Source organism: Streptomyces sp. NPDC002676 (genome assembly GCF_053592455.1).
The window spans coordinates 192,772-211,044 of the sequence record NZ_JBSFVT010000003.1 but is presented as its reverse complement, the minus strand read 5'-3'; the positions used below and the strand labels follow the sequence as shown (position 1 = coordinate 211,044).

At 69.1% G+C, this 18,273-nt stretch carries 18 protein-coding genes; 12 read left to right on the top strand and 6 right to left on the bottom strand.

The features are described 5' to 3' along the window. Positions 1-44 precede the first annotated feature (44 nt). Together ACWD3E_RS11305 and ACWD3E_RS11300 are read right to left on the bottom strand one after the other, a co-directional pair. Positions 45-1,352 (bottom strand): MFS transporter, encoded by a 1,308-nt coding sequence (locus ACWD3E_RS11305; protein ID WP_451387294.1) that lies wholly within the window; start codon positions 1,350-1,352, stop codon positions 45-47. After that, entirely contained in the window at positions 1,349-2,020 is a 672-nt protein-coding gene (locus ACWD3E_RS11300; RefSeq protein WP_451387653.1) for a GntR family transcriptional regulator, read from the bottom strand. The genes ACWD3E_RS11305 and ACWD3E_RS11300 overlap by 4 nt, the downstream gene beginning before the upstream one ends. 240 nt (positions 2,021-2,260) lie before the next feature. Here ACWD3E_RS11300 and ACWD3E_RS11295 point away from each other — a divergent pair, with 240 nt between their 5' ends. The 11 genes from ACWD3E_RS11295 (at position 2,261) to ACWD3E_RS11245 (ending at position 11,103) form a co-directional block, all read left to right on the top strand. Continuing rightward, entirely contained in the window at positions 2,261-3,163 is a 903-nt protein-coding gene (locus ACWD3E_RS11295; RefSeq protein WP_451387293.1) for a D-alanyl-D-alanine carboxypeptidase family protein, read from the top strand. A 177-nt stretch (positions 3,164-3,340) separates the two neighbouring features. Then, positions 3,341-4,279, top strand: a complete 939-nt coding sequence (locus ACWD3E_RS11290) for a D-alanyl-D-alanine carboxypeptidase family protein (protein WP_451387292.1) — start codon at positions 3,341-3,343, stop codon at positions 4,277-4,279. 123 nt (positions 4,280-4,402) lie between these two features. Next, on the top strand, positions 4,403-4,750 hold the full coding sequence (locus tag ACWD3E_RS11285) for a GntR family transcriptional regulator (protein ID WP_451387291.1): 348 nt from the start codon (positions 4,403-4,405) through the stop codon (positions 4,748-4,750). Continuing rightward, positions 4,747-5,739 (top strand): DUF1648 domain-containing protein, encoded by a 993-nt coding sequence (locus ACWD3E_RS11280; protein ID WP_451387290.1) that lies wholly within the window; start codon positions 4,747-4,749, stop codon positions 5,737-5,739. The genes ACWD3E_RS11285 and ACWD3E_RS11280 overlap by 4 nt, the downstream gene beginning before the upstream one ends. Positions 5,740-5,845: 106 nt before the next feature. Continuing rightward, positions 5,846-6,271 carry a WXG100 family type VII secretion target gene (locus ACWD3E_RS11275; RefSeq protein WP_451387289.1) on the top strand — a complete coding sequence of 142 codons (426 nt, stop codon included), beginning with the start codon at positions 5,846-5,848 and terminating at the stop codon, positions 6,269-6,271. Between the two features lie 59 nt (positions 6,272-6,330). Beyond that, a complete protein-coding gene (locus ACWD3E_RS11270; RefSeq protein WP_451387288.1) occupies positions 6,331-6,642 on the top strand; it encodes a WXG100 family type VII secretion target in 312 nt (103 codons plus the stop codon). After that, entirely contained in the window at positions 6,642-8,366 is a 1,725-nt protein-coding gene (locus ACWD3E_RS11265) for an RNase A-like domain-containing protein (RefSeq protein WP_451387287.1), read from the top strand. The genes ACWD3E_RS11270 and ACWD3E_RS11265 overlap by 1 nt, the downstream gene beginning before the upstream one ends. A 15-nt stretch (positions 8,367-8,381) precedes the next feature. Continuing rightward, the gene (locus tag ACWD3E_RS11260; protein ID WP_451387286.1) at positions 8,382-9,035 is read left to right on the top strand and encodes a hypothetical protein; all 654 of its coding nucleotides are present in this window, start codon (positions 8,382-8,384) and stop codon (positions 9,033-9,035) included. Then, positions 9,032-9,340, top strand: coding sequence for an RNase A-like domain-containing protein (locus ACWD3E_RS11255; protein WP_451387285.1), 309 nt, complete (start codon positions 9,032-9,034; stop codon positions 9,338-9,340). The genes ACWD3E_RS11260 and ACWD3E_RS11255 overlap by 4 nt, the downstream gene beginning before the upstream one ends. Before the next feature lie 22 nt (positions 9,341-9,362). Further along, positions 9,363-10,016: a contact-dependent growth inhibition system immunity protein gene (locus tag ACWD3E_RS11250; protein WP_451387284.1), complete on the top strand. Its 654-nt coding sequence runs from the start codon at positions 9,363-9,365 to the stop codon at positions 10,014-10,016. 130 nt (positions 10,017-10,146) lie between these two features. Further along, positions 10,147-11,103, top strand: a complete 957-nt coding sequence (locus ACWD3E_RS11245) for a BRO-N domain-containing protein (RefSeq protein WP_451387283.1) — start codon at positions 10,147-10,149, stop codon at positions 11,101-11,103. Between the two features lie 69 nt (positions 11,104-11,172). Here ACWD3E_RS11245 and ACWD3E_RS11240 read toward each other — a convergent pair whose 3' ends face one another. From ACWD3E_RS11240 to pdhA, 3 genes are read right to left on the bottom strand one after another with little or no spacing between them, the layout of a single operon-like run. Continuing rightward, entirely contained in the window at positions 11,173-12,615 is a 1,443-nt protein-coding gene (locus tag ACWD3E_RS11240; protein WP_451387282.1) for a dihydrolipoamide acetyltransferase family protein, read from the bottom strand. Positions 12,616-12,626: 11 nt separating this feature from the next. Next, on the bottom strand, positions 12,627-13,592 hold the full coding sequence (locus ACWD3E_RS11235; RefSeq protein WP_451387652.1) for an alpha-ketoacid dehydrogenase subunit beta: 966 nt from the start codon (positions 13,590-13,592) through the stop codon (positions 12,627-12,629). Between the two features lie 23 nt (positions 13,593-13,615). Next, entirely contained in the window at positions 13,616-14,809 is a 1,194-nt protein-coding gene (pdhA, locus tag ACWD3E_RS11230; protein WP_451387281.1) for a pyruvate dehydrogenase (acetyl-transferring) E1 component subunit alpha, read from the bottom strand. Between the two features lie 653 nt (positions 14,810-15,462). On the opposite strand from pdhA, the gene ACWD3E_RS11225 reads away from it, so the two are divergent. Continuing rightward, positions 15,463-16,506 carry a phosphotransferase gene (locus tag ACWD3E_RS11225; RefSeq protein WP_451387280.1) on the top strand — a complete coding sequence of 348 codons (1,044 nt, stop codon included), beginning with the start codon at positions 15,463-15,465 and terminating at the stop codon, positions 16,504-16,506. Between the two features lie 87 nt (positions 16,507-16,593). Here ACWD3E_RS11225 and ACWD3E_RS11220 read toward each other — a convergent pair whose 3' ends face one another. After that, positions 16,594-18,192, bottom strand: coding sequence for a protein kinase domain-containing protein (locus ACWD3E_RS11220; protein WP_451387279.1), 1,599 nt, complete (start codon positions 18,190-18,192; stop codon positions 16,594-16,596). Between the last annotated feature and the right edge of the window lie 81 nt (positions 18,193-18,273).

Below are 18,273 nucleotides of genomic sequence, written 5' to 3'. Positions count from 1 at the left end.
GGGTGTGAGGCGATGGGTGGTGCGGGGGTGGGAGAGAGACGGGTTCACGCAGGCACGTGCACCGTCTCCACCCGGCTCGCCACCAGCCGCTCCCGCTCCCGCCGGGCCGCCCGCCCGCGCAAGCGCAGGATCTGGCTGACCCCGAGCGCCTGCAGGACGAACACGGCGGAAAAGGCCACGGTGTAGTTTTCGCCGGTCGCGTCCAGCAGCACGCCGATCGCCAGCAGCGTCGCCATCGAGGCGGTGAAACCACCCATGTTGGTGATCCCGGACGCGGTGCCCTGCCGCTCGGGCGGGTTGGCCGGGCGGGCGAAGTCGAAGCCGAGCATGGAGGCCGGGCCGCACGCGCCGAGCACGGCGCACAGGGCCACCAGCAGCCACATCGGCGCATGGTCGCCCGGCCAGGCCAGCGTGACCGCCCACACCGTCGCCGTCGCCCCCACCGTGCCCAGCGCCAGCGGCAGCCGCGCCGCGTGGTGCCGGGCGACGATCTGGCCGTAGACGAGCCCGATCACCATGTTGCTCAGGACGACGAGCGTGAGCAGTTCGCCCGCCGTCGCCCGGCTGAGCCCCTGCGCCTGCACCAGGAACGGCAGCCCCCACAGCAGCAGGAAGACCATCGCCGGGAACTGGGTGGTGAAGTGCACCCACAGCCCGAGCCGGGTCCCCGGCTCCTGCCAGGACGCGGCGATCTGCCGGCGCACGTACGCGGCCCCCTGATGCGGCGACGGCTCCGGCTCGTGCCCCTCGGGGTGGTCCTTCAGGAACAGCAGCGTCAGCACCAGCACGACCACCCCCGCCAGCGCGCTGCCCGCGAACGCCGGGGTCCAGCCGATCCCGTGCAGCAGCCGGGCCAGGACCAGGGTGGAGACCAGGTTGCCCGCCATCCCGACCAGGCCGGCGAGCTGAGCGACCAGCGGCCCGCGCCGGGCCGGGAACCACCGTGTCCCCAGCCGCAGCACGCTGATGAAGGTCATCGCGTCCCCGCAGCCGAGCAGCGCCCGGGAGGCGAGCGCCGTGCCGTACGACGGGGAGAACGCGAAGCCCAGCTGCCCGGCCGTGAACAGCACGGCCCCGATGCTCAGCACCCGCTTCGTGCCGAGCCGGTCCACCAGCAGGCCGACGGGTATCTGCATGCCGGCGTAGACGAGCAGCTGGAGGATGGAGAACGTCGACAGCGCGGAGGCGTTCACATGGAAGCGGTCGGCGGCGTCGAGCCCGGCCACGCCCAGGGACGTACGGAAGATGACGGCGACGAAGTAGACGGCGACGCCTATGGACCACATGGCGACGGCACGTCGGCCGCCCGGCGGATCACCCGGAAGGGTGGTGTGGCGCACCGGGTTGTTCATCGCACCTCACCCCGCGCGAGGTGCGAGAACCAGCTCACATGCCGATGCACGACCCCGACGGCCGCCTCCGCGTCCCCGGCGCGCAGCGCCTGGAGGATCTCCTCGTGCTCGGCGAGCGTCTTGGCGATCCGGTCGGGGTGGGAGTGCATGACGGCGACGCCCATCCGCAGCTGACGGTCGCGCAGCTGGTCGTACAGGCGCGACAGGATCTCGTTGCCGCCGCTGCGCACGATCTCGGCGTGGAAGCAGCGGTCGGTCGTCGCGGCACCGGCCAGGTCACCGGCGGCGGCCTGCGCCTTCTGCTGCTCCAGCAGCTCCGCGAGCCGCTCCAGCAGCCCCGGCGGGGCGGGTACGGCCTTGCGGGCGGCGTGTTCCTCCACCAGCAGCCGGGTCTCCACCACATCGGCGATCTCCTGCGCGGAGACGGGCAGCACCAGGGCGCCCTTCTTCGGGTAGAGCCGGATCAGCCCCTCGGCCTCCAGGCGCAGCAGCGCCTCCCGGACGGGCGTGCGGGAGACCCCCACGGCCTCGGCCAGTTCGCCCTCGGTCAGCAGCGTCCCGCCCTCGTAGCGGCGGTCGAGGACGCCGCTCTTGACGTGGTCGTAGACGCGGTCGGCGGCGGGCGGCTGTTTCACGGTCTGCTTCTCGGCGTGCATCTCGGCGTGCATCTCGGCTAGCTTCGCGGACTGCTTTTCGGATGGGTGGACGGCCGTAGGCATGACCACAGGATAGATACAACACGTACGCATGCGGCAGAGGCATCCATCATCCGGACGTGACGAAGATCTCTCCGGCAGCCGGACAACCTTCTGTGCTACTTACCTGTCACACACCTGCGGCTCCGGTCCCTCCACCGGTCCCAACCAGGCCGCATTTCAGTGGTATTCAGACATTCGGGGTACATCACTTTGATTACCGGTATCAAGGGCGGCCGTATCCGCAAGGCCGCCGCCGTCGCCGTCACGTCCGGCGCACTGCTCGCCGCCGGAGCACTCACCGCAGCGCCCGCGCAGGCCGTCACCACGCCCTCGATCATCGCCAAGGGCGGCTACGTGATGAACAACGCGAACGGCTCGACGCTGTACGGCAAGGCGGCCGACACCCAGCGCTCCACCGGCTCCACCACCAAGATCATGACCGCCAAGGTCGTGCTCGCGCAGTCGAACCTCAACCTCGACGCCAAGGTCACGATCCAGAAGGCGTACAGCGACTACGTCGTCTCCCACAACGCCTCCCAGGCGCACCTGATCGTCGGCGACAAGGTCACCGTCCGCCAGCTGCTGTACGGCCTGATGCTGCCGTCCGGCTGCGACGCCGCCTACGCGCTCGCCGACAAGTTCGGCACCGGCACGACCCGGGACGCGCGCGTGAAGTCCTTCATCGGCAAGATGAACGCCACCGCGAAGAGCCTCGGCCTGACGAACACGCACTTCGACTCGTTCGACGGCATCGGCAACGGCGCCAACTACTCGACGCCGCGCGACCTGACGAAGCTCGCGAGCAGCGCGATGAAGAACGCCACGTTCGCCTCGGTCGTCAAGACGAAGTCGTACACGGCGAAGACGGTCACCTCGACGGGCAGCATCCGCACGATGGCCCCGTGGACCAACACCAACGGTCTGCTCAGCAGCTACAGCGGCACGATCGGCGTGAAGACCGGTTCCGGCCCCGAGGCCGGCTACTGCCTGGTCTTCGCCGCGACCCGCAACGGCAAGACGGTCATCGGCACGGTCCTCGCCTCCACCTCCATCCCGAACCGCGAGGCGGACGCGAAGAAGCTGATGGACTACGGCTTCGCGAAGCTGGGCTGAGTCTCCGCACTCACCGGGGGCGGCTGCGAGCAGTTCAGCCGCCCCCTTCCTGCTACCTGATTCACCCTCAACTTCCCTTTCTCGCACAACCCTTCACGCTCCTCGCGTGTCCCCTCGGAGTCACCCCTTTCCATTCGAGGCGCCTCACAGGCATTTCTCAGACTCGGAGCGATCACAGTGATAACCGTCAACAAGAGCATTCGTATCCGCAGAGCCGCAGCCGTCGTCGTCACCACCGGCGCACTGCTGGCCGGCGGCGCCCTCGCGGTGCCCGCTCAGGCGGCGACCGCGCCCACGGTCACCGCCAAGGGCGCGTTCATGCTCAACAGCGCGACGGGCTCCACCCTGTACAGCAAGGCCGCCGACACCCACCGGCCCATGGCGAGCACCACCAAGATCATGACGGCCCGCGTCGTGCTGAGCACCCCCAACCTGAACCTGGACAAGCAGGTCACCATCAAGCAGGCCTACCGGGACTACGTCGCCAAGGTGGGCGCGAGCTCGGCGGACCTGAAGACCGGCGACAAGCTCACCGTCCGCCAGCTGCTGCACGCGATGCTGCTGCCGTCCGGCTGTGACGCCGCGATGGCGCTCGCCGACACCTTCGGCACGGGTACGACGGTCACGGCCCGCACCAAGTCCTTCATCTCCAAGATGAACGCCAAGGCCACCGAACTCCACCTGACGAACACGCACTTCGACTCGTTCGACGGCAACTCGACGCAGAACACGAACTACACGTCGCCGCGCGACCTCGCCAAGCTCGCCGCGAGCGCGATGAAGTACTCGGCGTTCCGCGACGTCGTGAAGAAGCCGAGCACGGTGCAGTACGCCCCGACGAGCACCGGCGGCACCCGCACCTACACCTGGTACAACAGCAACAAGCTGCTGGGCTCCTACAGCGGCACGATCGGCGTGAAGACGGGCACCAACACGCCGGCCGGTCCCTGCCTGGTCTTCGCCGGGACCCGTAACGGCAAGACGGTCATCGGCGTGGTCCTCAACGACGCGAACCGCTTCACGGACGGCGCCAAGCTGATGGACTACGCGTTCGGCAGCACCTCGGCGACCACGATGCACCTGCGCAAGCTCCCGGCGGGGGCACCGCAGGACTGACCTGCCCAGCCTCCGACAACGGGCCCGCCGCGAAGCCTCGGCTTCACGGCGGGCCCGTTTCTCATGCCCGCACGTGCCCGGACCCTGACGAATGAAATGTATGGTGCTATCGTCACTAGCACCATGTTGCTGCGTTTGGACAAGACGGACACGCGCCCCCTGCACGAACAGGTGGCCGGTGCCCTCCGGCGGGCCATCGCCGAGGGAGAGTGCCGTCCGGGCGAGCGCCTGCCGTCGGCCCGCGACCTCTCCCAGGCGCTGGACATCAACGTCAACACCGTTCTGCGCGGCCTGCGTTCCCTCCGGGACGAGGGCCTGCTGGAGTTCCGCAGGGGGCGGGGGGTGACCGTGGCCGAGGGCGCCGACCAACGCTCGGAGCTGCGCACGCGCGTGCACGAGCTGGTGGCCGAGGCGGCCCGCCTGGGCTACAGCAGACAGGATCTCATCGAGATGATCAGGGGGATGTCGTGAAGTCGGGAACGCACTGGGGGAACTGGGGGACGGCGACCGGGATCGCCGGCGTCACGGGGGTGATCGCCGTACTGCCCTGGGCGGCGAGCGATCGCCTCCCCCACCGTCTGGCCACCCATTGGAGCGGCACGAGCGGCAGGCCCGACGGCTCGATGCCGCTGTGGGCCGCCGCCGTGTTCCCGGCGCTGCTCTGGCTGGCACTGGCCCTGGTGACGACGGTGGTACGCCACCGCTCCGGGCCGTCCGCCGCCCCGGTGGCCGCCATCACGCTGCTGACGGGCGGCGTCCTCCTGATGGGCGCCCAGGCCTGCGTGGTCCGGGCGAACCTCGACCGCGCGGACTGGCGTCGGGCGAGCCAGCCGACGATGTGGCTCGTGGCGCTCCTGGTGACCACCGTCGCGGCCGGCGTGACCGCGTGGCTCCTGACCCGCCACCGCCTGCCGACTCCGACGGCCTCCGCACCGCCGGCCCCCGCCCTGGTGATACCCGAGGGGCAGCAGCTGGCCTGGTTCTCCCGCATCACGAACCCCTGGCTTCAGGGCATGGCCCTGCTGACCGGCCTCATCGCGCTGGCCTCCGGCACGGCCCTCGCCGCGGGCCTGGCCTCCCCAGCCGCCCTCTCCTCCCTGTGCGCCGCAACGGCACCGGCCTCCCTCGCCCTGGCCGCCTCCGCCTCGGTCCGGGCCCAGGTCTCGGCACGCGGCCTGGAGGTGGCCTTCGGCCCGCTCGGCTGGCCGGTCCGCCGCTGGACCCCGTCCGCCATCGACTCGGCCCGCGCCGAACACCGCACCCCGGCCCATGTCGGCGGCTGGGGCTACCGCCTCACCGGCCCCGGCACAACGGTGATGGTCCGCGCCGGCGACTGCCTGGTCGTCCATCCGCGCGGCCGACGCAGAGAGTTCGCGGTGAGCGCGGAGGACGCGGAGCGCGGGGCGGCCCTGCTCAACGCGCTGCGGTCGGCCCAGCCCCACCGAGCAGACCAGCGGTGAAACTCCCCTACGGGCCTGGCCTGTTCGGCCGTCCCAGAGGGCGGAACCAGCCATCGGTGCTTACGCGTCGAGATCTATGCTGATGTAAAGGGGGGAGGCATACGACATGGGCGTACGAGGGAATGCGTCGGGGCACAACGGAGCGGCCGACCTCCGGGTGTCGTCCAAGGACCTCACCAAGCTCGCGGAAGACCTCGACGGCATGCAGGACCACCTCGACAAGCAGGTCCGGCGCATGGACGAACTCGTCGACCGTATCGAGGCCGGCTGGCGCGGCCCGGCAGCCACGGCGTACCGGGAGTTCCACCGGGCGGCGGCCGAGGACGCCGTACGCATCCGGGAAGTGATGAAGCAGCTGGAGACAGCCGTACGGCTGAGTCGTGACGGTTTCAGCGCAGACGATCTCCACGTGCTCGAACAGATGCGACGGGTCCACGTGGACCTCGACAGCGAGGTCGACAAGCTCTCCACGCCGAACACGGGAGCCGACGGCACACCGTCCCGTCCGCGCAGCAGCCTGGACGGCTTCTGACGCCGCGAGCCGCAACGCACCTGCCTTGCAGCCATCGTTACCGACACCAAGGGGGATTCATGTCGACCGGTGCCGACGGCGACCACATAACCGTCTCCTTCTCCACACTTCACGAACTCGCTGCCGAGCTGGAGGACATCCTCAAGCAGCTCAACGGAAAACTGGACGACCTCTACGACCGCGTCGAACCGGTCGTGCTGTCCTGGAAGGGCGAGGCCCGCGAGACCTTCGTGCAGAAGCTCGACGAATGGGACCACTCCGCCCAGGATCTCCAGGCGGCCCAGAAGTGGCTGCACGAGTACGTCACCACCGGCCACGCCAACTACGCGGCAGCACACCGGGCCGTGCTGCGCGGCTGGGGAGCCGCCTGATGGGAACGCCGGTCCCGGCACAGAACGGCACCATCGACGTCAAGCCGTCCAACCTGCACTTCGTCGCCGGCAGTTTCGCCGGGCAGCAGACCCCCTTCGACAAGGCTGCCAAGGACCTGCTCACCGCGCTGCACAAGTACCCGGACGCCGGCGGCAAGGGAACGGCCGCGGAGAACTTCGCCAAGGCATACGTCGAGGTCGGCAACCTCTTCCTCGCCGTGTGGGCCAGGTCCGTGGAGAGTATCGGCGGTGCCGCCGTCGGCTTCGCCACCACCGCGAACAACTACTCGAAGGCCGAGGCGGCCAACGACGCCTCCGGAAAGACACAGCCCCAGACCCAGCCACCGCCTCACGTCATCGACAAGGCGCCGGACTACGGAGCCGTACCCGACCTCAAATGGGGTGACGACGACGGCGGCGACGATTTCATCCGCTCGCTGCTCGAGTGCATTCCCGAGGTCGTGTGGCACATCATCCGCCCTCTGCTGAAGCACGTCTTCCGCTGGGGCAAGGTGGCCGACGTCTACCCCTTTCCGCAGCAGCACTATCTCGACTCCCTCTCCCAGTCGTGGGGGAACATGACCATCACGCTCTCCACGACGGAGAGCATGCTGACCGGCTATGTCAGCGGCATCACGCAGCAGAGCAACAGCGAGTGGTACGACGCCATGCGCCAGTTCTGCAGCGCGCTCTGGGGCACGACGGCCTGGGGCAAGAACGACCCCGGCGCCCCCTACCAGTGGAAGCACGACTCGGCGTCCAGCCCCACCGCCACACACCCGGTCATGTCGGTTCTCTTCGACAGCGCGAAGAAGATCAGCGACCTGCTCTACGAGTTCGCCGAAGCCGCGGTCGAGCTCAACGGCAAGGTCTGGGACATCTATTTCGCCGCCGTGAAACAGGCGGTTGGGAACATCGACCTCAGCGACGGCGTCGACCTGGAGGACGTGAAGGAGGGAGCGAAGGCGGTCGGTCGCTTCATCAAGGGCCTCGCCAAGGCAGGAGCAGAAGTCGGCGCCGAAATCACGCTCAACCTTGACACCGCCGCACTGAACGCCGCGGTGGAGCACTACAACACTCGGGTCAATGCGCTGACACCACAATTCGCGGCATTGAAACCAAACTTGGAGGAGGCGAAGCTCGCCGCCCCCACCTACAACGCGGAGGAAGCACGTGCCGAGGCCTTCGGCGCGCGGGCGCTCAACGACTACAAGAACGAGCACCACTTCACCGTTCCCGGGCAGGACCCGGATAACATGTACTTCCCGTTGGACCTGGCCAATCAGGAAGGCATCTACGACAGTCACGTCATCGACAAGCATGTCGGCCTCACCGACGACCAGCTGAGAGTGCGGCTGCGCGATCAGAGCAGCGCCCCGGCGGCCTCCACGTTCACAGATCTCGCGTCCGCTCAGAAATACACCACCGCAACGATCGAGGACATCGACAACGCGGACCGGATCGATAAATGGATCCAAAGCGTCCAGAAAAAGATCCAGAACAACCCTAATTACGATCCGAACAAATCAGAGCTACAGCCTCCGCTCTACAAGGAATTCCCCGGACAGAACACAGGCCGTAACGTCTCGCGCGACGACTACGATAAAGACGGCATGAACGCCCAGGCGAACGATATGCACTGGGTCCAGGTCCGTCTGATCTACAAGAAGGACCTGAACCCGCCGTTCATCGTCCTTACCGCCATGCCTCACAAGGGTCCTTGAGAGAGGTAGTTCACTGTGCAGCAGATCCCGCCTTCACTGCTCTCCGAAGGGCCCGCACCACGGATCCTGGACATCGCCATTGCGGCCCAGGAATCCAAGGGAAAGCTGTCACTGGACGACGAAATACGGCGATACATTCGAGTCGTCAGCGGCGACAAGATCGCACAGTGGAACTGTTCCGTGTATGCGGCCACAGGAATTCTGGACGTCATCGCCGACCATATCGACGCCACCTCCGACTTCGAATCACTGCCGTCGCATTTCCAGGACAGGATGAAACGAGCGTGCGGCGACATGGCGCCGGCGGACTACTTGCGCACACTCGCCGAAATTGTTCGCAGCCATGACCGCCAGCCGCCGCCCGAGTATTGGGAACTACCCATGGAACGCTGGGAGTTCCTACAGACTTTTCCCTATCTGTTCGGGCTCGACGCGATTCTCATGGACGAGGGCGACAAGGATTTCGCGTCAGTGGTGCGCTCCGTCGTGACGGATGAGCACCCGTACTGCCACGAACGCGCCGCCGCCTACACCACGGAGGCACAGCGAGCGCTGGCCCTCTTCCCGGGTCCGGACGCGCTCGCAGAGCGACTGTCATGGGCCACGCGCACCCGACTGCAAGAACTCCTCGCCACCGTCAACGATCACATGCAGCAAGAGCACTCATGACCGCGCATCCGACCCACTCCGCCTCCTACCCCGACCGGGAAACCGCCCAATGGGCCACCCAACAGGTCGTCACCGCCAACGAGCAGGCCATCCACCGCTGGCTCGCCCAGTCCACGCGCCCCCGCCTGACCATCGAGGCCTCCTGGCCGTCCCGGTCCGAGCCGGTCGGCCGGGTCCTGTCGCAGCCGATGATGCTGGCGGGCCGCGAGCCGGTCGACGTCCGCGCGGCCAGGGTGACCCTCAAGCGGGACGCGTCCCGCCCGCACGGCTTCACCGTCCACGCCACCTTCCCGATCTACCTGTAGAGACCCGTAGAGGCTGACCACCGTGCCCCTGAGCCCCCTCGAACACGACCGCCGCTACGGCGAACTCGACCAGGTCATGCGCGCCTACCTCGGACAGCCGGCGGACGACACCCCCGACCGGCCCGGTCAGGCCCTGGTCGCCTACCTCCGGCAGACCTGGCACAGCCGTCCGTGGGCCCTTGCGGTAGCCGAGCGACAGCTACGGGAGTACGCCGACAACCCTCCCGGACGGCTCCGGCTGCGCCTCGGCGAGTACTACGCCATCCCCGACGTCGGCCTGTCCGAGGACGACATCCAGCAGTGGCTCTACTGCCTCGCCGACCACATCAAGCACAGCATCGAGGAGGGCGAGGTCCCGCCCCCAGCCGCTCCGGCCACCCACTGGGAATGGCACGCCCGCTTCCCCGAACTCGGCCAATTCCTCGGCGGCTGGTTCTCCCAGGACATGCCGGACGAGTTCGACGACCACGACGCAGCCGTCGATGACTACCGGAACTCCGCCGACCCCCAGCTCGTAGCCCGACTCGCCGGCGAACTGCACGAACTACTCGCCCTCGACCTCGACGAGTCCGACTACGCCCTCGCCGTCGCCGAGCTTGGCATGGAGGTCGATGCACCAGCACCGTACTCACCCAGTGGCTGGCTGGCACTCGTCGCCGAGCAGCTCACACGTTGACCCCTCGCGCACACACCTCCGGCCCGTGACAGCAGAATTGGCGATTGTCCCTCGCAATCGTGAACCTCCGCGCTTGCGGCTGGCATATTCGAATTTCGCCGCCCTAGGTTCCGCGGCGGAGGTGGTTCACATGAACGAACCCAGCAAGCGGCCCGACGCGGGCGAGCGGCATGAGGCGATCGACGTCAGCGACTTCGTGTACGCGGCGACCGGAGCACGGGTGCGACGGCTGACCATGCCGGACGGGGCCCATTGGTTCCCGGCGGTGGATGTGTGCAAGCAGTTGGGTCACACCAACTCGCGGCAGGCACTAGCCGATCATGTCCCCGATGCGCACCGAGAGATTCTTGAGACCGTAACTGGAGCTTACGGTCTCAGCATTCCCGCAGGTAGAGAGTGGCGCCGAGACCTGAACGTCATCTCTCTCCAAGGCTTGATCCTCCTCGTCAACGCCTGCACGAAGCCCGCCTGCGCCCCCTTCAAACAGTGGGCCGCCGAGGTGATCGAGACTGTTCAGCGGGAGGGGACTTACACGCTCGAAGAGGCCGAGGTGCAGCCCGCCGACCCAGGCGCCCCCATCGCCTACGCCATGCCGGAGCAGGTCGCGGAGGCCATCGTCCGGCTTGAGGCGCACAACCTTCAGTTGGACGAAGAGCTTGCGAACGGGCAGCGCGAATCGATCGCATTGCAAAGGGAGACACTGGCCACGCAGAAGGCCACACTCGCCGTGCAGCAGGCCATGGTCCGGGCGATGGAACGCATCGCGGACCGGCTCGACGCCCTCGTCCTCGAACATCAAATGCCCGGCCGCCATCTCACGCTGGTGCCCACAACCGAGTCCGTACTGGCCGACTGGCGGCAGCGTCTGTCGGTGACGGAGGACGTGTGGACGGTGGCCGTCGTGATCGCCCCCGTTCTCGTCGAGAAGGGTGAGCTGCGCGAGCCGCTCGAATCGATCGCCGCCCGTACGGGCCTTTCGGCAAGCCGCGTCAACGACTGCCTCCGTCTGCTCCGCAGGCACGCCTGCATCCGCTCACGGGGCGGGGCGGAGGACGGGGCGCCGGTGTACGTGCTCAACCGGCCCTGACAGCCCTGGAAGAGAGGGGGGCGGTCGCAAGAAGTGGTTGCGACCGCCCCATCCCGCAGACTAGCTGCCCTACGCCCAGGTGATGAGCCTCTTCGGCTGTTCCAGGATCGCCGCCACGTCGGCGAGGACCTTGGAGCCCAGTTCGCCGTCGACGAGGCGGTGGTCGAAGCTCAGGGCCAGGGTGGTGACCTGGCGCGGCTTCACCTTGCCCTTGTGGACCCAAGGCTGGAGCTTGATCGCGCCGACCGCGAGGATCGCGGACTCGCCGGGGTTGAGGATCGGCGTGCCGGTGTCGACGCCGAAGACGCCGACGTTGGTGATGGTCACCGTGCCGCCCTGCATCGCGGCCGGGGACGTCTTGCCCTCCCTGGCCGTGGACACCAGCTCGCCGAGCGCGTCCGCCAGCTGCGGGAGCGTCTTGTCGTGCGCGTCCTTGATGTTCGGGACGATCAGGCCACGCGGGGTGGCCGCGGCGATGCCCAGGTTCACGTAGTGCTTGAGCACGATCTCCTGGTTCGCCTCGTCCCAGGCGGCGTTGATCTCCGGGTTGCGCTTGATGGCGACCAGCAGGGCCTTGGCGATCAGCAGGAGCGGGTTCACCCGCCGGCCCTGCATCTCCTTGTCCTGCTTCAGCTCCTCGATCAGCTTCATCGTGCGCGTCACGTCCACCGTCACGAACTCCGTGACGTGCGGGGCGGTGAACGCGGAGGAGACCATCGCCTGGGCCGTCATCTTGCGGACGCCCTTGACCGGGATGCGGGTCTCGCGCGCGCCGTCGTAGGCGACGACCGGAGCGGGAGCGGAAACCGGAGCAGGAGCCGAAACCGGGGCGGGGACCGCCGGGGCCACCAGCTCGGCGGGGGCGGCCGGGGCCGCTGCCGCATGGACGTCCTCGCGCGTGATGATGCCGTCCGGGCCGGACGGGATGACGGCCGTGAGGTCGACGCCGAGGTCCTTGGCCAGCTTGCGCACCGGCGGCTTGGCCAGCGGGCGGGGCTTCTCCGCGACCTGGCCGGGGTGGCCGTTCAGCTCGCCCTGGATCGCCTGCGTCGCCGACGGCGCCGGGACGGTGGTCCCGGGGGCGGCCTTGCGGGGGCGGCGCTTGGTGGAGGAGGTGGCCACGCCGTAGCCGACCAGGACCGGCTGGCGGGCCGGCGGCTTGGGTTCCTCCTCCTTGGGCGCCTCGGCCGCAGGCGCAGCCTCCGCCTTCGGCTGCTCGGCGGGCGCGGCGGCGGGAGCCGGAGCGGCGCCGCCGGACACGTCCACCGCGATGATGGCCATGCCCACGTCGACGGTGGTGCCCTCGGGGAAGTGCAGTGCGTGCACCACGCCGTCGTAGGGGATGGGCAGCTCCACGGCCGCCTTGGCGGTCTCGACCTCGCACACCACCTGGCCGTCGGTGACCGTGTCACCGGGCTGCACGTACCACTTGAGGATCTCGGCCTCGGTGAGTCCCTCGCCCACGTCGGGCATCTTGAACTCGCGTACGGATGCTTCCGTCATCGTCGTCACGACCCTCTCCCTCAGTACGCCAGCGAGCGGTCGACGGCGTCGAGCACCCGGTCCAGGCCCGGCAGGTACTCCTCCTCCAGGCGCGCCGGCGGGTACGGGGCGTGGTAGCCGCCGACCCGGAGCACCGGGGCCTCCAGGTGGTAGAAGCAGCGCTCGGTGATCCGCGCGGCGATCTCCGCACCGGAGCCGAAGAACACCGGCGCCTCGTGGACCACGACGAGGCGGCGGGTCTTCTCGACCGACGCCTGGACGGTGTCGAAGTCGATCGGCGAGATCGAGCGCAGGTCGACGACCTCGAGGGACTTGCCCTCCTCGGCCGCCGCGTCGGCGACCTCCTGGCACAGCTTCACCATCGGGCCGTAGGCGGCCAGGGTGAGGTCGGTGCCCTCGCGGACCACGCTCGCCTTGTGCAGCGGGCCGGGGATGGCTTCGGTGCTGACCTCGGCCTTGTCCCAGTAGCGCCGCTTGGGCTCGAAGTAGATCACCGGGTCGTCGCTCTGGATGGCCTGCTGCATCATCCAGTACGCGTCGGAGGCGTTGGAGGGGCTGACGACCTTCAGGCCGGCGACGTGCGCGAACAGCGCCTCGGGGGACTCCGAGTGGTGCTCGACCGCGCCGATGCCGCCGCCGTAGGGGATACGGATGACGACCGGCATCTTGACCTTGCCCAGGGCGCGGGCGTGCATCTTCGCGAGCTGCGTGACGATCTGGTCGTACGCCGGGAAGACGAAGCCGTCGAACTGGATCTCCACCACCGGGCGGTAGCCGCGCAGGGCCAGGCCGATCGCGGTGCCGACGATGCCCGACTCGGCGAGCGGGGTGTCGATGACGCGGCTCTCGCCGAAGTCCTTCTGCAGGCCGTCCGTCACCCGGAAGACGCCGCCGAGCTTGCCGACGTCCTCGCCCATGATGACGACCTTGGGGTCCGCTTCCAGGGCGCGGCGCAGCGACTCGTTGATCGCCTTGGCCATCGCCATGGTCTTGGTCTCCGCTGCCATGATCAGACCCCCTCGGCCTCTGCATCCGCGAACGACGCCTGGTAGGCGGCGAACTGGGCGCGCTCCTCGTCGACGAGCGCGTGCCCGTCCGCGTACACGTTCTCGAAGATGGCGAAGTGATCCGGATCCGGCATGGCACGGACCGCCTCGCGCACTCGTTTGCCCAACGCCTCGGACTCGACTTCGAGTTCCGCGAAGAATCCCTCGTCCGCGTGGTTTGAGGCCTCCAGGTACCGGCGAAGGCGCAGGATCGGGTCCTTCGCCTCCCAGGCCAGCCGCTCCTCGTCACCTCGGTAGCGGGTGGGGTCGTCGGAGGTGGTGTGGGCGCCCATGCGGTAGGTGAACGCCTCGACCAGGGTGGGGCCCTCGCCGCTGCGGGCGCGCTCCAGCGCCCACTTGGTGACCGCGAGGCAGGCCAGCACGTCGTTGCCGTCCACCCGCACGCCCGGGAAGCCGAAGCCCTGCGCGCGCTGGTAGAGCGGCACGCGGCTCTGCTTCTCGGTGGGCTCGGAGATCGCCCACTGATTGTTCTGGCAGAAGAACACCACGGGGGCGTTGTAGACCGCGGAGAACGTGAACGATTCCGCCACGTCGCCCTGGCTGGAGGCGCCGTCGCCGAAGTAGGCGATGACCGCCGAGTCCGCACCGTCCTTGGCGACGCCCATCGCGTAGCCGGTGGCGTGCAGCGTCTGCGAGCCGATGACGATCGTGTAGAGGTGGAAGTTGTTGCTGTTCGGGTCCCAGCCGCCGTTGTTCACACCCCGGAACATGCCGAGCAGGTTGGCCGGGTCGACCCCGCGGCACCAGGCGACGCCGTGCTCGCGGTAGGTCGGGAAGACGTAGTCGTCCTCGCGGGTGGCCCGGCCGGAGCCGATCTGGGCGGCCTCCTGGCCGAGCAGCGAGGCCCACAGGCCCAGCTCGCCCTGGCGCTGCAGCGCGGTGGCCTCGGCGTCGAAGCGGCGGGTGAGCACCATGTCGCGGTACAGGCCGCGGAGCTCTTCGGGGGTGATGCCGGCGACGTAGGAGTCGTACTCGGCGTTCTTGACCCGCTTGCCCTCCGGCGTCAGAAGCTGCACGAGTTCGGGTTCGTGGCTCTTCTTCGCGGTGGTGCGGGTGGTGCGCTTGCCGCCGGTCGTGCCGGCCTTGCCTGCGGCGGTGCGTCGCGGCTGGCGCGCGGCACTGCTCTCCACGGTCACGTGTGCTCCTCCGTCGTTCCGGCCGCCGGGGTTGCCGGTAGGCCAGTGCGGCTCACCTGTTGTCGTCCCAGGGGCACGGGGTGGGTGCCACTCGGCCGGGAACAGGCGTGACAGGTGCCCCGGCGAGCGCCCTGCAACATTCACGTTACCCAGTGCTCCACATTTCTGTGAAACCCCTTCTGACCTGCGTTTTTGCTTGGATTTCCAAGTAAAAGCGCGAAAACCGAAAGGTCGCTGGTCACAGCCTTGCAGGAGGCCGGAGCTACGGCACCGTATCCCGGCGACCCCGGCCTCGGGAAGAGCCAATTTGTGAGACTGATCGCTCACGCGAAGGCCGACAAATCACCGTATTTCTGGGTGATGGTCACCAGGCCGGGGCCGTCGGTGAGGCCGACACGGTGACCTACTCGCCAGTAACGGATTCCGGTCACCCCGTTCCCGCGCCGCCGGTTATGCCGTACTCAGGCCGCGCGAATGCAGCGGAAAAGCGGGGAAACGCTTGAGTTTCTTTACGGGATCACATGCGGGATCACATGCGGGATCACCTACGTGATCACCCGAGTTTGACGCCGCGTGACCGAAAGCGACCGTCGGCGACTATCTGTGACAAGCCCCAGCTCACGGCCCTCTTTCCGTGCCCTAGCATCTGCCGCGTGCCGCGCTCTTGTGTACTACCCCCTGTCCCCCACGCGCCCCCTCTGGGCGCCCTGCTGCGCCTGTACGCCGCCGGTACCGCCCTCGCCTGCGAGCCCGTCGACCAAGGTCTGCTCAACCGCGGCTACCGGCTGCGCACGACCAGCGGCCGATACTTCCTCAAGCACCACTTCGACCCGGACACCGCCGACCCGGCCGCCATCGAACGCCGGCACCGGGCCACCCAGCGGCTGGCAGACCTCGGCGTCCCGGTCGCCCCGCCGCTAGCGCACCGCGAGGGCCGCACGGTCGCCGTCGTCGGCGGCCACGCCTACGCCCTGCACCCCTGGATCGACGGCGGACACCGGCACGGCGGCCAGCTCACCCGCGCCGAGAGCGCACGCCTGGGGGCGCTCCTGGGCGCCGTACACGCCTGCCTGGAGCGCGTGATGCCGCCCAAGGGGCGCACCCGCCCGGCCACGAGCCCCCACCCCGTGGAGAGCGCCGATCCGGCCGACACCTTCGCCCTCATCGACGACCTGCTCGGCCACGTCCGCCGCCACCGCCCCGCGGACGCCTTCGACGAACTGGCCCGGCACCGACTCCTGGAGCGGCGGGACCTGCTGGAACAGCACGCGCACCGGCGCCCGCCGCGCGGCGGCTCGGTGGGCTGGGTGCACGGGGACTTCCACCCCTTCAACCTGCTCTACAAGGACGACGCCCCGGCCGCCATCGTGGACTGGGACCGGCTGGGCGTGCAGCCCCGCGCGGAGGAGGCCGTACGCGCCGCCGCGATCTTCTTCGTACGGCCCGCGGGGACGCTCGACCTGCCGAAAGTGCGGTCCTACGCGCGCACGTACCGCCGCGCGGCCAAGGCCACGCCCTCGGAGCTGGCGGCGGCCGTGCACCGCGTGTGGTGGGAACGCCTGAACGACTTCTGGATGCTGCGCTGGCACTACGAGCGCGGCGACACCCGCGCGGACTGCCAGTTCCCCGCCGCCTCCGCGCTCGCGGTGTGGTGGACCCGGGAGTACGACGCGGTGTGCGACGCGTTCGCGGAGTGACGGCGCCTCAGGGTGCCGGCGCTACCTCAGGGTGACGCCGGACCAGGGGACGCCGCCCGGCGCCGTCCCAGTGGGCGCGGGACCGCTTCACGGCCCGGTGCCCGCGTCCGTGCCGCCGTCGGTGAGGCCGCCCACGTCCGTGCCGCCGGTCTCCGGATCCGTCGTCGGGTCCGTCGTCGGGTCCGTCGGATCGGTCGGCGGATCCGTCGGGTCCGTCGGCGTGGTCTGCGGATCCGTCGGCTGGTCGGTCGGGTCGGTGGTGGCCGTGTCGGACGGGGTGGTCGACGGCGTGGACGACTGCGTCCAGCCGGGGCCGGTGCCCGTGTCCGAGCCGCCGTCGTCCGTGGACGTGTCGCTGGGCTGGTCGGTGCTGTCGTCGGTCGGGCTCGTCGTGGGCGTTTCGTGCTTGGTGCTCTTGGAGTGGGTCGCCGTCGGCGTGCTGCCGCCGCCGCTGCCCCCGCTGTCGTTCCCGTGCTTCAGCGCCACGGCCACGCCCACCGCGATCGCGATCACCGCGAGGACGGCGAGGATCCACAGCTTGCCGCGCCCGCTGCCCTTGTTGCCGTGCCCCTCGAAGCCGCCGTCGTCGCCGCCCCCGTACCCGTGGGGCAGCATCGGCTGCGGGATCTGCGTGGTGCCCGAGCCATTCATCGGGTGCTGCATGGCGGTCGTCGGCGCGAAGCCGCCCGGCGGGGTCTGCCGGCCGTCGTGCGCGGCCACCGGACCGGTGTTCCAGGTGCCGGTGTGGGCGCCCTGCTCGTAGAGCATCTGCAGCCCGTACTGGACCAGGCCGCGCATCTCCTCGGCCGTCTGGAAGCGGTCGTCGGGGTCCTTGGCGAGCGAGCGCATGACCAGGCCGTCCAGCTCCGGCGGGCAGCCGGCCTCGGAGATCTGCGACGGCGGCACGGGCATGTCCTGGACGTGCTGGTAGACCACCGACAGCGGGGTCTCGCCGGTGAACGGGGGCCTGAGCGCGAGCAGTTCGTACATCAGGCAGCCGGTCGCGTACAGGTCGGAGCGGTGGTCGACGGCCTTGCCGAGCGCCTGCTCCGGGGAGAGGTACTGCGGAGTGCCCATGACCATGCCGGTCTGCGTCATCGTTGTCGAGGCGCCGTGCAGGGCGCGGGCGATGCCGAAGTCCATGACCTTGACGGCGCCGCTGTCGGTGATGATCACGTTGGCGGGCTTGATGTCGCGGTGCACGATGCCGTGCTGGTGCGAGTAGGCGAGCGCCTCCAGCACCCCGGAGACGATGATCAGGGCCTGCTCGGGGCCCGGCGCCTCGGCGTTGATCAGCAGGTCGCGGATGGTGCGGCCCTCGACCAGCTCCATCACGATGTACGGCACGGACTGGCCGCCGACCGCGTCCTCGCCGGAGTCGTACACGGCGACGATCGCGTGGTGGTTGAGCCCGGCGACCGACTGTGCCTCACGCGTGAAGCGGGCCTTGGAGACCGGGTCCTCGGCGAGGTCGGCACGGAGCAGCTTGACCGCGACCGTACGGCCCAGGCGCACGTCCTCGGCCGCGAAGACCTCGGCCATGCCGCCCCGGCCCAGCCGGTGGGTCAGCCGGTACCGGCCGTCGCCGACGAGCCCTCCGTTGCCCCACATCTCCGGCGTGTCTGACATGCCACCGCCAGTCGCCTCGGGGTCGGACGGGCCCTGGGCGCTGTGCGTCTGTGCCATGGGTCCTCGCCGTCGTCTCTGCCCGCGGTGCGCGCGGTGTTGTCACGGGTCTCCGTCGGCCACGCTACAGCCTCCGTGGAT

Bases quoted from the DNA above. Each gene is read 5' to 3' on its own strand.
- ACWD3E_RS11305 (WP_451387294.1), bottom strand. From the start codon at position 1,352: ATGAACAACCCGGTGCGCCACACCACCCTTCCGGGTGATCCGCCGGGC.
- ACWD3E_RS11300 (WP_451387653.1), bottom strand. From the start codon at position 2,020: ATGCACGCCGAGATGCACGCCGAGAAGCAGACCGTGAAACAGCCGCCC.
- ACWD3E_RS11285 (WP_451387291.1), top strand. From the start codon at position 4,403: ATGTTGCTGCGTTTGGACAAGACGGACACGCGCCCCCTGCACGAACAG.
- ACWD3E_RS11275 (WP_451387289.1), top strand. From the start codon at position 5,846: ATGGGCGTACGAGGGAATGCGTCGGGGCACAACGGAGCGGCCGACCTC.
- ACWD3E_RS11270 (WP_451387288.1), top strand. From the start codon at position 6,331: ATGTCGACCGGTGCCGACGGCGACCACATAACCGTCTCCTTCTCCACA.
- ACWD3E_RS11265 (WP_451387287.1), top strand. From the start codon at position 6,642: ATGGGAACGCCGGTCCCGGCACAGAACGGCACCATCGACGTCAAGCCG.
- ACWD3E_RS11255 (WP_451387285.1), top strand. From the start codon at position 9,032: ATGACCGCGCATCCGACCCACTCCGCCTCCTACCCCGACCGGGAAACC.
- ACWD3E_RS11245 (WP_451387283.1), top strand. From the start codon at position 10,147: ATGAACGAACCCAGCAAGCGGCCCGACGCGGGCGAGCGGCATGAGGCG.
- ACWD3E_RS11235 (WP_451387652.1), bottom strand. From the start codon at position 13,592: ATGGCGATGGCCAAGGCGATCAACGAGTCGCTGCGCCGCGCCCTGGAA.
- ACWD3E_RS11220 (WP_451387279.1), bottom strand. From the start codon at position 18,192: ATGGCACAGACGCACAGCGCCCAGGGCCCGTCCGACCCCGAGGCGACT.